Genomic DNA, 15224 nt, shown 5'->3' on the forward strand with positions numbered 1-15224 from the left:
GAGGAACACACAAAATGGACGCAAACGACGTCAAGAAACAAGCCGCAGCGGTCGTCATCGGCAGCCTGGAAACGCCCACGCTGACCAAGGCCGAGCTGGCCGAGCTGCTGTTCGACAAGCTGGGCCTGAACAAGCGCGAGTCCAAGGACATGGTCGAGGCCTTCTTCGACATCCTGCACGACAGCCTCGTCAAGGGTCAGGACGTGAAGCTCTCTGGGTTCGGCAACTTCAACATCCGCCGCAAGGCGCCACGCCCCGGGCGCAACCCACGCACCGGCGAATCCATCCCGATCAAGGCGCGCAACGTCGTGACTTTTCACGCCAGTCACAAACTCAAGGGCTTGGTACAAGGCGACGCGCCGCCTGGGGAAGACTTCGAGTAGAGTCCCCCCTCCTCACCAGAACTCGTTGATTTGCAATGGAAAAGGCGCTTCCCGCCATCCCCGCCAAACGCTACTTCACCATTGGTGAAGTGAGCGAGTTGTGCGGTGTGAAGCCCTATGTCTTGCGTTACTGGGAGCAGGAGTTCACCCAGCTCAAGCCCATGAAGCGGCGCGGCAACCGGCGCTACTACCAACACCACGAGGTGCTGCTGATCCGCCGCATCCGTGACCTGCTCTACGACCAGGGCTTCACGATCAGCGGCGCGCGCAACCAACTCAGCGAAGGCCTGCCGCCTTCTGCAGCGCAGAACTTCCGTGATGAAGCGGAAGCCGCCCAGGCGCTCGATGCGTTGGACGGTGAGCTGGAAGAGGATGACGACCTCGATACCGCCCCTGCAGCGCCACGCCTACCCGCCGCGCGCACGTCCTTAGCCCATGCGCAACCGCTGAAGGCTGCCGAGGCCACGATGACGCTGCCCGTGCTGGCCGTTGACCCACTCACGTCGCTGGAGCAGGTCCGCGCAGAACTTCTTTCTATCCGCGCCAGCCTTCTAACCTGAGCGCGACATTCTGGGTTATACTTTTTGGCTCAGTCGGGGCGTAGCGCAGCCTGGTAGCGCACTTGCATGGGGTGCAAGGGGTCGCGAGTTCGAATCCCGCCGTCCCGACCATTTTTATTGAAGTAGATCAACGGGTTAGCAGCTCAGGCCGCTAACCCGTTTTTCCATTTACGGCTTACCAATCACTCAGTGGGTAAACCAATGGGTAAACCGGCGACAAGCAGGCACGAGCTTTCGCGTCAGGCATCGATTTGGCTAAGGTCGTTGACGTGCCCCTGCGCGCGCCCACCTATGCAAGAGGGGCCACTCGATGGGCAAGGTCGCCTTCAGGCTGCTCTGAGTCATTCGCGGACCAGGGTCTCAGCGTCAGCTACCGCCAACATCGGGTCAGTGAACGCCGCCGGCCTGAGGGCATCTTCACTCTGGCCTGTCCGACCCTGACTCGCATCACTCGACCCAGAAAGGGAGCCTGATCCTCCAGCAGGATTTCGCAATCGTTTTACAGCTCTCCGAAGGCCCGCGCTGAGGTTGCCTCCTCCAATCAGCTCAGCCTTGGCAATCGTTTCCTCATCGAGCATCACATTGACCCGTCGCATCGGTTCGGTGTAAAGGGGCTTTGCACCTGCTCCGTCGCGTTTGCCTCCGCGCTTCTTGCTAAGCATTCGTCATGGCCGCTTTACGTTCAAGCAAGGTGTTGCCATCTGGTTCGCCTGCAGTAGTCAGGGACGCACTTATGCCGGCACTAGGTCGGCAACCAAGTACACGTGTGTCGGCTTAATTCGCATGTCGCAGATGAACTCCACGAGTACGCGGTCGCCTCGAAGTTCGAGAACGATGAATCGCTCGGTTTCTTCGTCTGGGCTCTGGGGCGCGGCGAACCTAACCGTTTGGCCAACATTCAGTTCTGCGCGCAGGCTTGGGATCATGTTGACAATATACACACAAAATCAAATGGCGTGTGGATTCTCGGGCTGCAAGTCTTGACCGTTTTGAGCGCGAAAACACCGTACGAACCTGTGGCTCGACCATCGGCGCCCAGGGGGCGAAGATGTCCGCAGTGGCACGGTGAGTAGCCCCGCGCATCCCATCCTGTCCGGGTTCTGGACTTACACCACGCGATGGGACATCACCCATCTGCGCTGGAGCGCCATACCGTCTTGTCTCGTCAACTACTCGTGCCCTTGCAAAGCCGCCAGGGCATGTCTTCGTGCCGCCTTAGGCGCACGATGAAACGCCAAAACCATCTGCGCCATCTCATCGTTGTCGCAGTACAGAAAGGCGGTGGGCACTTGCAGCACGTGTGCGAGCCGCATGGACATTTGGTAGTCCGGAGCGTGAACCCCAAGCTCGTAGCGGTTGATTCGTGTCGATGCCACGAACTCATCCAGGCCGGCATCGATCCCAAGCTGCTTCTGACTGAGGCCAAGGGCAACCCTCGCCTCCTTTAAGCGCTTCGGCCAGACATCTCCTGCAGCAATCCCCGCTTTCGCCATGTTGCTACGAGGGTCGTAGCTTCCATACAATCCGACTACTACGAATTACGTAGTCGTGTTCAGTGAGGCATCGGCGCATCTGCGCGATCTCGCCTCGATGAAGGGGATGTGATGGCAAGTACTTGGCTCACCAAACCACTCTGCTGCAGGTACGTCCTCGCAGAGTTCAAGACCCTCGCCTTGCCCGTCCGACGGGACGGCGTGGTCGAGCAATCCCGCTGGCGCTGGGCTCTGGGCCTGTTCAAGGGGGATCAGTACGAGCTGCTGGGCGCCTGGTCTGCGCAAGTACCTGTGCCGAGCGTTGCCGATGAACTGCACGACCGCGGAATCGAGCACCTCAAGGCGATTTCCGCTGAAGGCGGCGTGGACTGCACGTCGACCTATCCCGATGCTGTCGCCTGGTCGGCGTGTAGCGATCCTGATGCCACAAGCACCTTCGGCCCACGGCGCCGTGCCGCGCTTCAGTCGGCCACCGCGACTGCTGAACGCTTACAGGCCAGCCTCACCCGCGCGATCAAGCGCCGGGCCCCGTTCGCGGACGAGGGTGCCGCTGCTGCCTTCCTGATACACGCCCTCGAAAACGCCGACCGCCAGCTCCAGGGGCTCCCCAAGCTGCGATTCAAGACGTCCCTGCGCCGTTCTCGCTCCGGCGGGACGCCTGCCTCGCACCCACCCGCGTGACCGGCCCATGACGGCAGCCTTGGTCAAGAACTTGCGCGAGACACTCGCGCGGGTGCGCAGCGCCTTGATGCGCCGTGGCCGCAACGCGCACGAAGCCGATGACCTGGTGCAGGAAGCCTGGGTCCGGCTGGCCTGCTACGAGCGCGACCAGCCCGTCGAGCGGCCCGAAGCCTTCCTGATGCGTACCGCGCTCAACCTGTCTGTTGACGCCCATCGCGCTCAGACGACCCGAGGTGAAGAAGTCCTCGTCGAGGATGTCGTTATCATCGACTACGCGCCCACGGCCGAGGCCACGCTGCTCGCCAAGGAGCGGCTCGAACGCTTGAGCCTCGGCGTCAGCCGTATGAGCGAGACCACGCGGAGCATCTTCCTGGCCCACCGGATCGACGGGCTGACCATCGTCGAGCTCTCGCGGCTGTACGGCCTGAGCACCACGACCGTCCACAAGCACATCGCCAAGGCCACGCTGCAGCTCACGACCTGGATGGAAGGCTGGTAGCGATGGCTCGCCGTCAGGCGTCCGCCGGGGCGGCGGAGCCCGAGGGACCGCCGCTGGTGCCGAAAGACGTGGCCGCCGAGGCCGCCGTGTGGATCACCCGCCTGCATGGCGGCCACCGCACCCCGCAGATGGAGCAAGAGTGCCGCGCCTGGCAGGCCCGCTCCGCCGCGCACAGGCTGGCGTTTGAGCGTTGCACCGACACCTGGCAGGACGTGGCCAGCCTCACGCTGGCGGGCTACGCCACCGCGATTGCGTCCCGCGAACTGCCAGACAGTGGCAGGGCAGCTCGGTCCTTGCCCTGGCGCTCAAGCCTGGCGATTGCCTTGGTGCTGGTGGCGAGCGTGCTGGCGCTTCGACCCTGGAGCGCCGGGGAGGCGTACGAAACCGGCGTCGGCGAGCAGCGCCTTGTGGTGCTTCAAGACGGCTCCCGCCTGTCGATGAACACGTCCACCCGAATCCGCGTGGACTTCGCTGAGTCACAGCGCACCGTCAGGGTGGAGCGCGGCGAAGCCCTGTTCGAGGTCGCCAAGGATGCCAGCCGCCCGTTCGTCGTCCAGGCCGCCGGCACTGAGGTCGTCGCCACCGGCACGGCGTTCCTGGTGAAGGCGTCACCCGCAGCCAAGCCGGGTGACCAAGCGCTTGCCGTGACGCTAGTTGAAGGCCAGGTGGTGGTGCGAAGCGCTGCCGGCGAGTACCGCCAGTTGGAGAGGCCGCTGGTGATGGCGCCCGGCCAGCGCCTGCGTCTCACCCGTTCCGATGAGGCGGATCGCCCTGCCACGGCGACCCGCGTGGATCGGCCTCAGATGGACCAACTGCTGGCCTGGCGGCGGGGCGAAGCCCGCTTTGACAATGTGTCGCTGCGCGAAGCGGTCGATGAGATGAACCGCTACGACCGCCTGCCGATCGTCGTGTCCGGCACGGCGGGCGAGAGGCGCGTGAGCGGCGTGGTCAAGACCGGCGACAACGCCAGCTTCGCGGAAGCCATGGCAAGTTTGCATGGCCTGGTCGTGCGCAACCATGGTGATCGGCTGGAACTCGTCCAGCCGTAGGCCGCTTGCTCAGCCAAGCGCGCAGGCTGATGCGGGCCTGGCGCTGCAGAGTTGCTACGAATGGTGACCACCAAGCCAACCTCCTGGGAAGACATGGGACGGCGGCGGACATGCATGGAGCTTCTGGGACAGACAACCCGCCGGCCTTCGGGACCTATCGCATCGGGGAGGCTGGTCGCACGATAGGGCGCATGGTCTCCTCAAGGCGCGAGAGCGAGCATCAGCAGCTTGACCTGCTGAGTGCTGTCGCGACGCCGCTCACAGGGAGCCTGGCCAGTGCACCACGCAAGCCAGGGCGAGGGAACGCACGCGACCGGGTGTGCGTGGATCTGCGCGGCCTGGGTGATCGACTCCGTGCGCAGGCTCAGCGACAGCACACCACACCCGCCTTCCTTACGAGGCGCGCTGTTCTGCTGCTGCTCGATGACCGTCCAAGCGGCGAGGAACCCGCCGTCCCGACGCGCGCTGACACCCCAGCGCGGGGAGTCGTGAAAGTCACGCTGCGTGTGTCGAGCGGTCATGCAACGACGTTGGCCACGCGGGCGCGCGCCGCCGACATGTCGCAGGGTGACTATGTCTCCTCGCTCCTGGACGGCGTGGCGCCTGTCGCCATGCCTGCAGACCACGCATCGACAGTGAAGGCGCTCATGGCGTCGACGGATCGCGTGGCCGCGCTGTCGGCTGATCTCAACGCGTTCCTGCGGGTGCTCGGCCGGGCCTCTGTGCCGCAGTTGGAGCCGTATCGCGCCAGCATCACTTCCTTGACGAAGGATGTGCGGCAGCACCTTGCGGTTGCAGCCGCGTTGGTTGCCGAACTCCGGCCAGCCAGGAGGCCACGGAGATGACCAGCGGCCAGCACATTGACGGTGTTCTGGTTCAGTGGGGCGAGCGGCTGTTCTACCCCGGCAATCGGATCGTCAGGTCGGCGCCGCTGCCTCGTCTGGACGGGATGCTGCGGCGCAAGGCTGCCGTCATCCGAAAGCGCATCGAGGCGACGGTGCGCAGGGCGCCCCAGGTGATGATCAAGGTGACTGGCGGTGGCCGAGGGATGGCGGCCATCGCGGCGCATTTCCGGTACATCAGCAAGAACGGCAAGCTGGAGATCGAGGACGACCGCGAGGTGGTTCGCACGGGCAAGGAAGCCGTGCGAGACCTGGCGGAGCAGTGGCGCTACGGCGGTTCACTGATCCCAGAGGAAGGCCACCGGCGGGAAGCCTTCAACATCATGTTGTCGATGCCGGCCGGCACGAACGCGACGCTCCTGCAGAAAGCAGCGCGTGAGTTCGCGCAGACCGAGCTGGCGGGGCATCGCTACGTCATGGTCCTGCACGAGCACCAAGCCAATCCGCATGTCCACCTGAGCGTGCGGGCGGAGGCGGCCTCGGGTAAGCGTCTGAATCCTCGCAAGGCGGACCTGCAGCGATGGCGGGAGACGTTCGCCGAGAAGTTGCGCGGCTGGGGCATCGAGGCAGAAGCAACGCGGCAGGCCTCTCGCGGGGAAAGCCGGAACTTTGAACCGCTGTGGCGGATCAAGGCGAAGGAGGAGGGGCGCCTGCGCACTGCTTCGGTCGCCATGAAGACCGGTCGAGCAGGCACGCTGAGTCGCGCCGACGCGATGGTGAGCTGGGCGCACATCATGAAAGCGCTGGCGGCGTCCGAGGTTGCCGAGGACCGCCAGCTCGCGGAGAGGGTGGCGGCCTTCGTGCGCGGCACGACATTCGTTCGCGAGCAGTTCGGCCAAGGGTCCAAGGTGCCGTTGCGGCAGCATCGGCCTTCAAACGAGCTCTCGCCGCCCGGAGTCGGCAGAAGCCGACCGTCACCGGACATCAGTCGTTGATCACTGTCCATCGCGAAGGCGCCTCAGGCGCAGGTGTTTCACCGTCGCGAAGACGATGCGTGTGACGGTGCTGGCGGTGCCTGTCCTGAAGCAAAGGCTGTGCAACAGCCCGGGCCAGCGGCCTCCAACACAATCCGCCCGTCCTCCGTTGGCAAAGGCCCGCCCGTGCGACGCCTCGGCGCAGCCAAACTTGGCAGGCTGCGAACTACTCCGGTGTCGCTGGGTCGTTGTCGGCGCCACCGTGGGCCAACGCCTGGCGCGCCAACTCCTCTTCGCTGAGCTCGGGGGCATCCTGAAGTGCCGCTATCTCTTCGAGCATCTCGGGCGTGGCCTCAGCGTTGCCCAGCAGCACGTCTTCGATGCTGGCATGGGCGGCCTTCAGCTCTTCATGGTCGACTGGCGACGGATGCACAGGCGTCAGCGCAGGCAGCTTGACCGCAGCCAGCTCCAGTTGTTCATCGACCAGCTTGTTGAAACCGCCCTCGGGCGGTGTGTCCTGGGTCATTGCAGCCTCCTTTGAATGCCCGATGTTCCGCCATCTGGCGTTCAGCTGCCAGTTGGCTCTTTTGCTGCGTGTACTGTCTGCGTGCCAATCGCGTCAGTTGGGCGGCGGCGTGGCTGACCTGCGGGCTCTTTCCGATGGCGGCGTTCAGGTATGGGGAATGACCGAGGCTTCCCGTCCAGCTGCGGGCCAGCCCCTACCGTGTCGAGCGACAGCTTCGTGCCCAAAGCAGAAACTCGCTGACCTACGGCAGCAGGCTGGCTGCCGACTTCCAGTTTTGGTCGTTCGATGGGCGCTGCCGCCGGTAGCGGTCATTCGACGCCCTGCGGGCCGCGTGGCCGCTGCACAGCCACGACCTGACGCTCGGCGGAACTCGTCCCTGCGACGCCTGAGGTCCAACGCCCCCACGCCGGTCAACGGCAGCTCTGAAGTGCTTCGAGCTTGCGCTATCGACCCGCTGCGGTCATAGCGTCTGCCTTGTCGAGCGAAAGCTTCGTGCCGATAGTCGAACTTCGTCACGTCCGCCAGGTGGCATCTACTGGAGCCGGGGCTTGGGCGTAGCCGCCAGGCCGTCGATGCTGGCCAGGCAACGTGACCCAGCCGGCGCCTTGTCGCCCGGGTTGGGTACTTCCAGCCGCTCGACAAAGGTGCTGCTGGCGGCGTCGATGACGCGGTCGACGCTGCGCACCACGGCGTTGAAGCGCACGCCGCCCAACTGGGCCAGCACCGTGGCCTTGGTGCCCACGCGCACCTTGCCGAACAGCGCGGCGGGCAAGGCGACGTCGGCACGCATCGGGTCGATCTGCGCGACCTTCAGCACCGGCTTGCGGCCGCTGCCGGCCTCGACCAGCTCGCCGACGTTGAGCATGCGGTCGATAACGACGCCGTTGAACGGTGCACTGACGGTGCGCAGCGCCAGCTGTTCCTGCGCCCGCTGCAGCTCCACCTTGGCTAGCTCGCGGCTCTCCAGCGCCGTGCGCAGCTCGGCCTCGGCCAGGCGCTTCTCGGCGTCGGCCTCGTCGCGTGCCTGCACTGAGATGAACTTGTCCTTCTCCAGGTCGGCCTGGCGGGCCTGGCGCTTGGTGGCGTAGTCGATGCGGTTGCGCACCGTGGCCAGCGGGCCCTCCAGCTTGCTGCGCAGGCGCGCCAGCTCTACCGCCGCCTTCTCGCTCTGCGACTGCAGCTCCACCAGCGGCTGGCCGCGCCGGATGGCGTCGCCGCGGTGGGCGCTGATGGCACCGATGGTGCCGTCCACCGGCGTGCGGATCTCTATGACCTACCGTAGTTCCAGCAGGCATTCGAACCCCGCCTCGTCGGCAGCCCTCGCTGCCTGCGCTGCAGCCAGCAGCACCAACGCCAACACGGGGCGCACGCTCATTCGCCTCTCCCTGAAAACGACAGCATCGCCGCCAGCCGGCGGTCTTGTTTGAGACTGGCCGCGCGCGCCGCGCGATGGCGGGATTCGGCCGAGGATTGCGCCGCGCGGCGCAGCAGCCACAGCAGTGCGGCATGGGGTTCACGGCCCGCCAGCAGCCGCTGCAGCAGCGCGCTCAGCAGCGGCGCGTGCAGGCGGAACAGCTCGTCGTCCAGCGCGACGATGGCCTCGCCGCTGCCGGGGTCGCCCTGGCGGGCGGCGCGGCCGAACAGCTGGCGGTCGATGCGCGCCGAATCGTGGAACTCGGTCAGGATCACATGCAGCCCACCACGCCCGGCCACGCCCTCGCCCAGCGCGATGTCGGTGCCGCGCCCGGCCATGTTGGTGGCCACGGTCACGACGCCCGAGCCGCCGGCGCGGGCGATGACCTCGGCCTCGACGCGGTCGTGCTTGGCATTGAGGACGACGTGCTCGATCCCTGCCGCAGCGAGCAGTGCCGACAGATGCTCCGACGACTGCACCGTGCGTGTGCCCACCAGCACCGGCCGGCCCTGCTGCTGCGCCTGCGCCTGCACACTGGCCAACACCGCCGCCCAGCGCGCATCGGCGTCGGGCAGGCAGCGCGGCCGCGCGCGCAGCGCCAGCGACGGCCGGTGCAACGGCACCCGCGCCACCGGCAAGCCGTAGACGCGGCCGATCTCGGCCGCCACCTCGGTGGCCGTGCCGGTCATGCCGGCCAGGCGCAGGTAGCGGCGGAAGAAGCGCTGGTAGGTGATGCGCGCCAGCGTGACGCGCTCACCGCTGAGCACCAGCCCCTCCTTGGCCTCGATCATCTGGTGCAGGCCGCGCTCCCAGGCGCGGTCGGCCATCACGCGGCCGGTGGATTCGTCGACGATCTGCACCTTGCCGTCGACCACCACGTACTGCTGGTCACGCCGGTACAGCCACAGCGCGGCCAGCGCCTGCGTGACGGCCTCGGTGCAGGCGCGCAGGCCGACGTCGGGCGGCGCTGCCGCGCTATCCAGTGCGGCCTCGACGGCCGCGCGGCCGGTGTCGTTCAGCCGCACGCGCGGCTGGGCGGGTTCCAGGTCGAAGTCGCGAGCGGGCTGCAAGCCGCGCGCGAAGGCCAGCGCCCAGTCGACCAGCGCACCACGCGCACCCGGCGGCAGCGAGGCGGACAGGATCAGCGGCGTGCGCGCCTCGTCGATGAAGACGCTGTCGGCCTCGTCGACCAGTGCGAAGGTCAGGCCACGCAGCACCGTGGCCGGGTTGTCGGACATGCCGCCGCCTTCGGCCAGCGCGCGGTGCAGCGGGCTGGCGCGGTCGCCCAGCGCGGTGCGGTCGCGCAGGTAGTCGAAGGTCAGTTCCTTGTTGCTGCAATAGGCAATGTCGCCGGCATAGACCTCGCGCCGCTGCGCCCGGGTCAGCTCGTGCACGATGGCGCCGCAGCGCAGGCCGAAAAAGGCGTAGAGCGGCGCCATGGCCTCGGCATCGCGGGCAGCCAGGTAGTCGTTGACGGTCACCACATGCACCGGCAGGCCCACCAGCGCGGCCGCACAGACGGGCAGCGTGGCGGCAAAGGTCTTGCCCTCGCCGGTGGCCATCTCCGCCAGGCTGCCGTGCAGCAGCAGCCAGCCGGCGTGCAGCTGGCTGTCGTAGTGGCGCTTGCCCAGCACGCGGCCGGCCACCTCACGCACCAGCGCAAAGAAGGCGGCCACCGCGTCGACGCCGAAGCGGCTGCGGCGCATCGCGTGGCGCAGCAGCGCGGCGCGCTGGCGCAGCTGCTGCTCGTCCAGCGCCGCCATCTCGACCTCCAGCGCGCGCGCCAGCCGGACGACCTTGCGCGCACCGGCACCGGCGATGTCCAGCGGCCGCAGCGCCGGCCGCACCCAGCCATGCCACAGCCCCAGCGCGAACTCGTCGTGCCAGGCCGGCGTGCGCTCGTCGCGCTCGGCATAGGGCCGGCCGCTGGCCAGGTCGCGCGGGCGCAGCCGCAGCAGCAGGGCTTCAGACATCGAAGTGGCGCAGGAACAGCCGCCGCAGCACCGGCCAGAGCTGGGCGGCCAGCGGCGCGGGCTCGTGCGTGAAGCGCACCTGCACGCGCTCGCCATAACGCAGCGTCTGACCGGTGAGCGAGTCAACGCCGACGTCGAGCTGGAACACACGGTCCAGCGTGCGCAGGCCCTTGGGGTCGCGCGGGTCGACGGCGATGCTGCCGCCGCCCGAGGGCGTCAACGCCTGGCTGGGCACTTCGTCGCGCCCGGCGGGCACCTGGCGCAGCACGCGGCCTGGCAGCACCTGGCCGGTCACGCTGGCCCGGCGCACCTGCACGTCAAGCGTGGACGAGGCCACCACGTCGACCGTGCCCTGGTCCAGCACGACGCGCACCACCGGCGGCGCATCGCCCAGCACATAGCCCAGCACATCGCCCTGGCGCAGATGGCGGCCCGGCATGTCGCTGGCGCGCGGCACGGTGAAGCGCCCCGGCGCGCCGGCCACCATCTGCAGGCCCTGGGCGCGCTGCTCGGCGCGCTGCAGGGTGGTCTGCGCCAGTTGCAGCTGCTCACGGGCGATCTCGGCCCGCGCACGGTCGGCGACGAACTCGATGGCGTAGGTTGCCTCCAGCTCGCGCACGCGCGCTGTCAGCAGCCGCCGCTCGGCATCGAGCGCCGGGTCGATGCTGCGTGCCAGCACCCGGCCCGGCTCGACGAGGCTGCCCGGCTCTGCCTCGAAGCTGCGGAAGAATCCTGGCGCGGCGGCGCGCACGATGCTCTGCTCCGGCAGCCAGACGATGCCTTGCGCGACCGTGCGGTTGGGCAGAGGCAGCACGGCCACCAGCAGCACCAGCACAGCGGCGCTGCCCAGCGCGGTGGCCAGCACGCGGCTACGGCGCTCGCGCACCTCGGGCTGGGCCGTCAGCGCCTTGGCGGCCTTGAACAGCGGCACGACCGTCATCATCGCCACGGCCCACAGCGCCAGCAGCACGCCGACGAAGAAGAAGCGCGAGCCGATGAACAGTGCAATCGCCAGCGCCACAAAAAGCCGGTACAGCGCCGAGGCCAGGCCGTAGATGCCGAACCACAGCCGCTCCGAACGCGTGTGCGCCGGCGACTCGACATCGCGCAGACGGAACAGATAGCGCTGCAGCAGATAGCCCCAGTAACGCGCCGACTGGGCGGCCAGGTTGGGCAGCTCGGCCAGGTCGGCGAGGACGTAGTAGGCGTCGTAGCGCAGCAGCGGGTTGCCGTTGAAGACCAGTGTCGACAGGCCGGCGACGAAGACGATGTTGAAACAGACGGCCCGCGCCAGCCCGGGCTCCAGCAGCAGCCAGGCGTAGAACGCCAGCGCGGCGACGAACAGCTCGACCACCATGCCCGCCGCGCCGATCAGCGCGCGCTGCCAGCGCGAGCGCAGCACGTTGGCGGCCGATGCGTCGACGTAAGGCACCGGCATCAGCACCAGCAGCATCACGCCCATGTCGTGCACCTCGCCGCCGGCGGCGCGTGTGGCCGTGGCATGGCCCAGCTCGTGCAGCAGCTTGATGAGCGGGAAGACGAGCGCCATCAGCAGCAGGTTGTCGGCCTGCAGCACGCGGTCGGACAGGTTGCCGCTGAGCTCGCCCCAGTGCGCCGGCAGCATCAGCAGCGCCGGCAGCACCACGGCCAGCCACAGCAGGCCGGCACCGCGGCTCCACAGGCGCCGCCACAGGCCGGCATGGCGGTCCAGCCAGCGGCCCGGGTCCCACAGCGGGATGCGGATGGCCATCGGATTGACCCACGAGCGCCGGCGCTTGGCGCGGGCCTCGCGCTGGCTGCGGTCGAACAGCTCCAGCGCATCGGGCGGCACGTCGGTGGCCAGCAGGTCGGCGCTGTGCAGCTGGCCCAGCAGCTGGATCAGCTCGTCCTGCGTGGGTGCGTCGTCGCCGAGCTTGTCGCTGGTGATCTCCCACAGCTCGCGCACGCTGCGCTGGCCGTCCATCGCCGCGATCACCAGCCGCGCGGCCGGCGTGAAGCGGTGCACGCGGCCCGAGGCCGGGTCCTGCAGCAGATACCAGACGCCGCCGCGATAGCGATGGCGGTGCAGCCGGGCGCGCGCCACCAGCCGCGGCCGCAGCTCGGCCACGCGGTACCAGAGGCCGCTTTCCAGCGGGGCGTCCAGGCTCGCCACGACGTCAGGGCGCCCAGGCCCAGAACGTCAGGCGCAGCCAGTCCAGCAGGCCGTGCGTCCAGATCCACAGCAGGCTGCGCTGGCCCACCACGACCTTGCCGATGCCTTGCATGCCGGGGCGAAGCGCCTCCTGGCCGGCGCCGGCTATGCTGGCCTCGACCGCGAACACATTGCGCCCGTCCTGCTGCGTGGACACCGGCGTGATGCGCTGCACGCGGATGGCCAGCGGCCGCGCGGGCAGGCCCGACAGCAGCAGCTCGCCGCGCTGGCCCTGCGCCAGGCCGGCGATGTCGCGGTCGTCCACCTGCAGCATCACCCGAAAGCCCTGCAGCGGCGCGACTTCGAACAAGGTCTGCCCGGTCTGCAGCGGCGCGCCGATCTGCTGGCTCAGGTCGCCGGCCACGACCAGGCCGTCGAACGGCGCCACCAGCGTCGTGCGGCCCAGGCGCTCCTCGGCCAGGGCGAGCTGCGCGTCGGCCTGGTTGACCTGCGCCGACAGCACGCCCATGGCAGACCGGTCGCCCTGCGCCTGCGCCACCTGGTAGCGGCGCTGCAGCTGCTCCCGCTCTGCCGACCAGCGGCTGCGCTCCAGGCGCAGGTCGCGGTCGTCCAGGCGGGCCAGCGGCTGGCCCTTGCGCACCGTGTCGCCGGCGCGCACCAGGCCTTCGGCGATGAAGCCGTCGAACGGCGCGACGGCAGCGATCTGCGTTGCGCCTTCCACCACCGTGCGGGCGGAGATGCGGTAGTCGGTCTGCCACAGCGCCAGCGCGGCCAGCACCAAGGCGCCCAGCACCGACACGAGCTTGAGCCCTGGCCGATGCGGCCCGCTCAGCTCACGCGTGGCGTTGCGGGCGGTGTCGCGCCAGTGCGCCAGCGCACCGCGCTCGCGCCAGCGCTGCTGGCCCCAGTACGGGCCCAGCAGCACGCCCAAGGCGGTGGCCTGCTGCACCTGCGCCTCGCTGAAGGCCGGGCCGGCGATGCGCTCGAAGCACAGCACGCCGATGGTCTGGCCCTGGTCGCGCACCGGCACCGACAGCATGGCCTGCACGGCCAGCTGGCGCGCGGTCTCCTGGTGCGCCAGCGCACCCAGCGGCTCGTCGGCCGGCACCGGCAGCTGCACCGGCACCCCCAGGTCCAGCACCTCGTCCATCGCCTCGCCAAGCCAGCGCACGAGGTCGGAGCGGGCATCGAAGCTGGCCGTGTTGGACATCACCAGCGGCGTCACCTGGCCCGCCGCCTCGAAGCCCACCGAGACGCGGTCGCAGCGCAGCCGCTGGGCCAGCTCGTTGACGACCGACAGGGCCGACGGCTGCAGCTGCGCATGCTGCATGGCCGTGGCCATCGCGTCGTTCAGCAGTGACACCCGCTCCAGCTCCGCCTGCCGCGCCGCCAGCGCCTGCAGGCTGAAGTGCTGCATCAGCCAGGCGATGCCCCAGTGGATGTCGCGCAGAGCGGTCTGAAGCTCGGCCAGCGGGCCCGGGCCGAGGTCGAAGACGACCGCGCCGCACAGCTCGCCGGCCACCTCGATGGGGTAGCCGACATGGGCCACGCCGTCCGCCGCCGGCGGCTGCCCGCCACCGGGCGCGCTGACCACGCCTTCACGCGCCTGCAGCACCTGCTGGGCGACGGGGGACAGGTATTGCAGGTCGCGCCGCGGGTCGGGCCAGACAGCGGCCACGGCGAAGGCGCCGGCAGCGCTCTCGCGCGTCAGCAGCAGCGCCGCCCGCGAGCGCGGGATGCGGCCGGCCAGCAGCACCAGCCAGGCGGCGTACAGCTCGGCGGTGTCGCCGGTGGTGGTGAAGCTGGACCAGGCCGCGGACTCGCTGCGCGTGCGCTGCTCGTCCGCCAGGGAATAGACGGGCGCGCTGTTCTGCGTCATGCAGGCAGCGGATCGGGCTGCGCCGCTTCGGCCGCGGCCGGTGTCTCGTCGTCCGTCAGGCTGCTGATGAAGCGGTCCTTGATGCCGGCGAAGTTGCTCATCGACTGCAGCTGCAGGTAGAGCAGCTCCAGCTCGTCGTTGCGCGCCAGGCCGGCGAGCGCCTCGCCGCTCAGCTCGCGCAGCTTGGCGCGGTTGACGCCGAAGAAGCCGTTCAGCGAGCGCTTCTCGCCGGACGGCGTCGTCACCTGCGCCTGCATCTGCTCCAGCAGGCCCAGCTCATGCACCCGGCGACCGAAGCGGCGCGTGCGCTCGAACTGGCTCTGGTACTCCTGCAGGAATTTCAGCACCCGCTCGACGAAGGCGGTCGGCTTGCCGGCGGCGTCGAACAGCGCCTCCCCGCGGCCTTCGCGGTTGACGCCCGGGTGGGCCTCGTCGATGCACAGCGTGTGCGTCTTGCCGTCGTCGCTGCGCGAGAACACGAACGGGTAGCGGCGGATGAAGGCCGGCACGTAGCGGGCCTGCCACTGGGCGTCAGGCGTCAGGTAGAGGTTCTGGTCGTTGCGCACGCCCAGCACCACCACCGGCATCACCTCTTCGCCGGTGACGGTGAAGACGATGGCGTACTCGGCCGCCGCGCGCGGGAACTCCACCGCCATCAGCGGCACCGCGTTGATGCCGGCCGAGAAGCCGTAGCCGGGGCTGGCCTCCAGCGACACCTTGCCATGGCGGGACGCCGATACCGGCATGGCGGACTCATAGATCAGCAGCTGTTTGGACATGGAAGGCTCGGGTTCGGGTC

Annotated in this window: 14 protein-coding genes and 1 tRNA gene; 8 read left to right on the top strand and 7 right to left on the bottom strand. The window is 68.6% G+C overall.

Translation table 11 applies throughout. The features are described 5' to 3' along the window. The first annotated feature begins 14 nt into the window (after nt 1–14). The 3 genes from ACG00Y_RS02935 to ACG00Y_RS02945 all read left to right on the top strand — a co-directional run bounded on the left by ACG00Y_RS02935 (nt 15) and on the right by ACG00Y_RS02945 (nt 1054). Nucleotides 15–383 (top strand): integration host factor subunit alpha, encoded by a 369-nt coding sequence (locus ACG00Y_RS02935; protein ID WP_394475812.1) that lies wholly within the window; start codon nt 15–17, stop codon nt 381–383. Nucleotides 384–418: 35 nt separating this feature from the next. Further along, a complete protein-coding gene (locus tag ACG00Y_RS02940) occupies nt 419–943 on the top strand; it encodes a MerR family transcriptional regulator (protein ID WP_394475814.1) in 525 nt (174 codons plus the stop codon). A gap of 34 nt (nt 944–977) precedes the next feature. Beyond that, nucleotides 978–1054 (top strand) — tRNA-Pro (locus tag ACG00Y_RS02945). Nucleotides 1055–2112: 1058 nt separating this feature from the next. Here ACG00Y_RS02945 and ACG00Y_RS02950 read toward each other — a convergent pair. Continuing rightward, nucleotides 2113–2436, bottom strand: coding sequence for a helix-turn-helix domain-containing protein (locus tag ACG00Y_RS02950; RefSeq protein WP_394475816.1), 324 nt, complete (start codon nt 2434–2436; stop codon nt 2113–2115). 201 nt (nt 2437–2637) lie between these two features. Between ACG00Y_RS02950 and ACG00Y_RS02955 the strand changes: the two genes are divergently transcribed. The 5 genes from ACG00Y_RS02955 to ACG00Y_RS02975 all read left to right on the top strand — a co-directional run bounded on the left by ACG00Y_RS02955 (nt 2638) and on the right by ACG00Y_RS02975 (nt 6502). Beyond that, nucleotides 2638–3117 (top strand): hypothetical protein, encoded by a 480-nt coding sequence (locus ACG00Y_RS02955; protein WP_394475817.1) that lies wholly within the window; start codon nt 2638–2640, stop codon nt 3115–3117. 7 nt (nt 3118–3124) lie between these two features. Beyond that, on the top strand, nt 3125–3616 hold the full coding sequence (locus tag ACG00Y_RS02960) for an RNA polymerase sigma factor (protein WP_394475819.1): 492 nt from the start codon (nt 3125–3127) through the stop codon (nt 3614–3616). A gap of 68 nt (nt 3617–3684) precedes the next feature. Then, nucleotides 3685–4665, top strand: coding sequence for a FecR family protein (locus ACG00Y_RS02965; RefSeq protein ID WP_394475821.1), 981 nt, complete (start codon nt 3685–3687; stop codon nt 4663–4665). Between the two features lie 488 nt (nt 4666–5153). Further along, the gene (locus tag ACG00Y_RS02970; RefSeq protein WP_394475823.1) at nt 5154–5510 is read left to right on the top strand and encodes a hypothetical protein; all 357 of its coding nucleotides are present in this window, start codon (nt 5154–5156) and stop codon (nt 5508–5510) included. Next, on the top strand, nt 5507–6502 hold the full coding sequence (locus ACG00Y_RS02975) for a relaxase/mobilization nuclease domain-containing protein (protein WP_394475824.1): 996 nt from the start codon (nt 5507–5509) through the stop codon (nt 6500–6502). Before ACG00Y_RS02970 ends, ACG00Y_RS02975 begins: the two co-directional genes overlap by 4 nt. Before the next feature lie 205 nt (nt 6503–6707). Here ACG00Y_RS02975 and ACG00Y_RS02980 read toward each other — a convergent pair whose 3' ends face one another. From ACG00Y_RS02980 to ACG00Y_RS03005, 6 genes are all read right to left on the bottom strand, one after another. Further along, nucleotides 6708–7007 (bottom strand): hypothetical protein, encoded by a 300-nt coding sequence (locus ACG00Y_RS02980; RefSeq protein ID WP_394475826.1) that lies wholly within the window; start codon nt 7005–7007, stop codon nt 6708–6710. 532 nt (nt 7008–7539) lie between these two features. Continuing rightward, nucleotides 7540–8277, bottom strand: coding sequence for an efflux RND transporter periplasmic adaptor subunit (locus ACG00Y_RS02985; RefSeq protein WP_394476186.1), 738 nt, complete (start codon nt 8275–8277; stop codon nt 7540–7542). 101 nt (nt 8278–8378) lie between these two features. After that, complete coding sequence (locus tag ACG00Y_RS02990) at nt 8379–10394, bottom strand: preprotein translocase subunit SecA (protein ID WP_394475828.1); 2016 nt, start codon at nt 10392–10394, stop codon at nt 8379–8381. Next, nucleotides 10387–12546 (bottom strand): site-2 protease family protein, encoded by a 2160-nt coding sequence (locus ACG00Y_RS02995; RefSeq protein ID WP_394475830.1) that lies wholly within the window; start codon nt 12544–12546, stop codon nt 10387–10389. The genes ACG00Y_RS02990 and ACG00Y_RS02995 overlap by 8 nt, the downstream gene beginning before the upstream one ends. Nucleotides 12547–12550: 4 nt before the next feature. Then, a complete protein-coding gene (locus ACG00Y_RS03000) occupies nt 12551–14425 on the bottom strand; it encodes an efflux RND transporter periplasmic adaptor subunit (protein ID WP_394475832.1) in 1875 nt (624 codons plus the stop codon). Next, the gene (locus tag ACG00Y_RS03005; RefSeq protein ID WP_394475833.1) at nt 14422–15204 is read right to left on the bottom strand and encodes a SapC family protein; all 783 of its coding nucleotides are present in this window, start codon (nt 15202–15204) and stop codon (nt 14422–14424) included. Before ACG00Y_RS03005 ends, ACG00Y_RS03000 begins: the two co-directional genes overlap by 4 nt. Nucleotides 15205–15224: the final 20 nt, after the last annotated feature.

Origin of the sequence: Pelomonas parva, assembly GCF_043555835.1 — a bacterium.
Classification (GTDB): domain Bacteria; phylum Pseudomonadota; class Gammaproteobacteria; order Burkholderiales; family Burkholderiaceae_C; genus Pelomonas; species Pelomonas parva.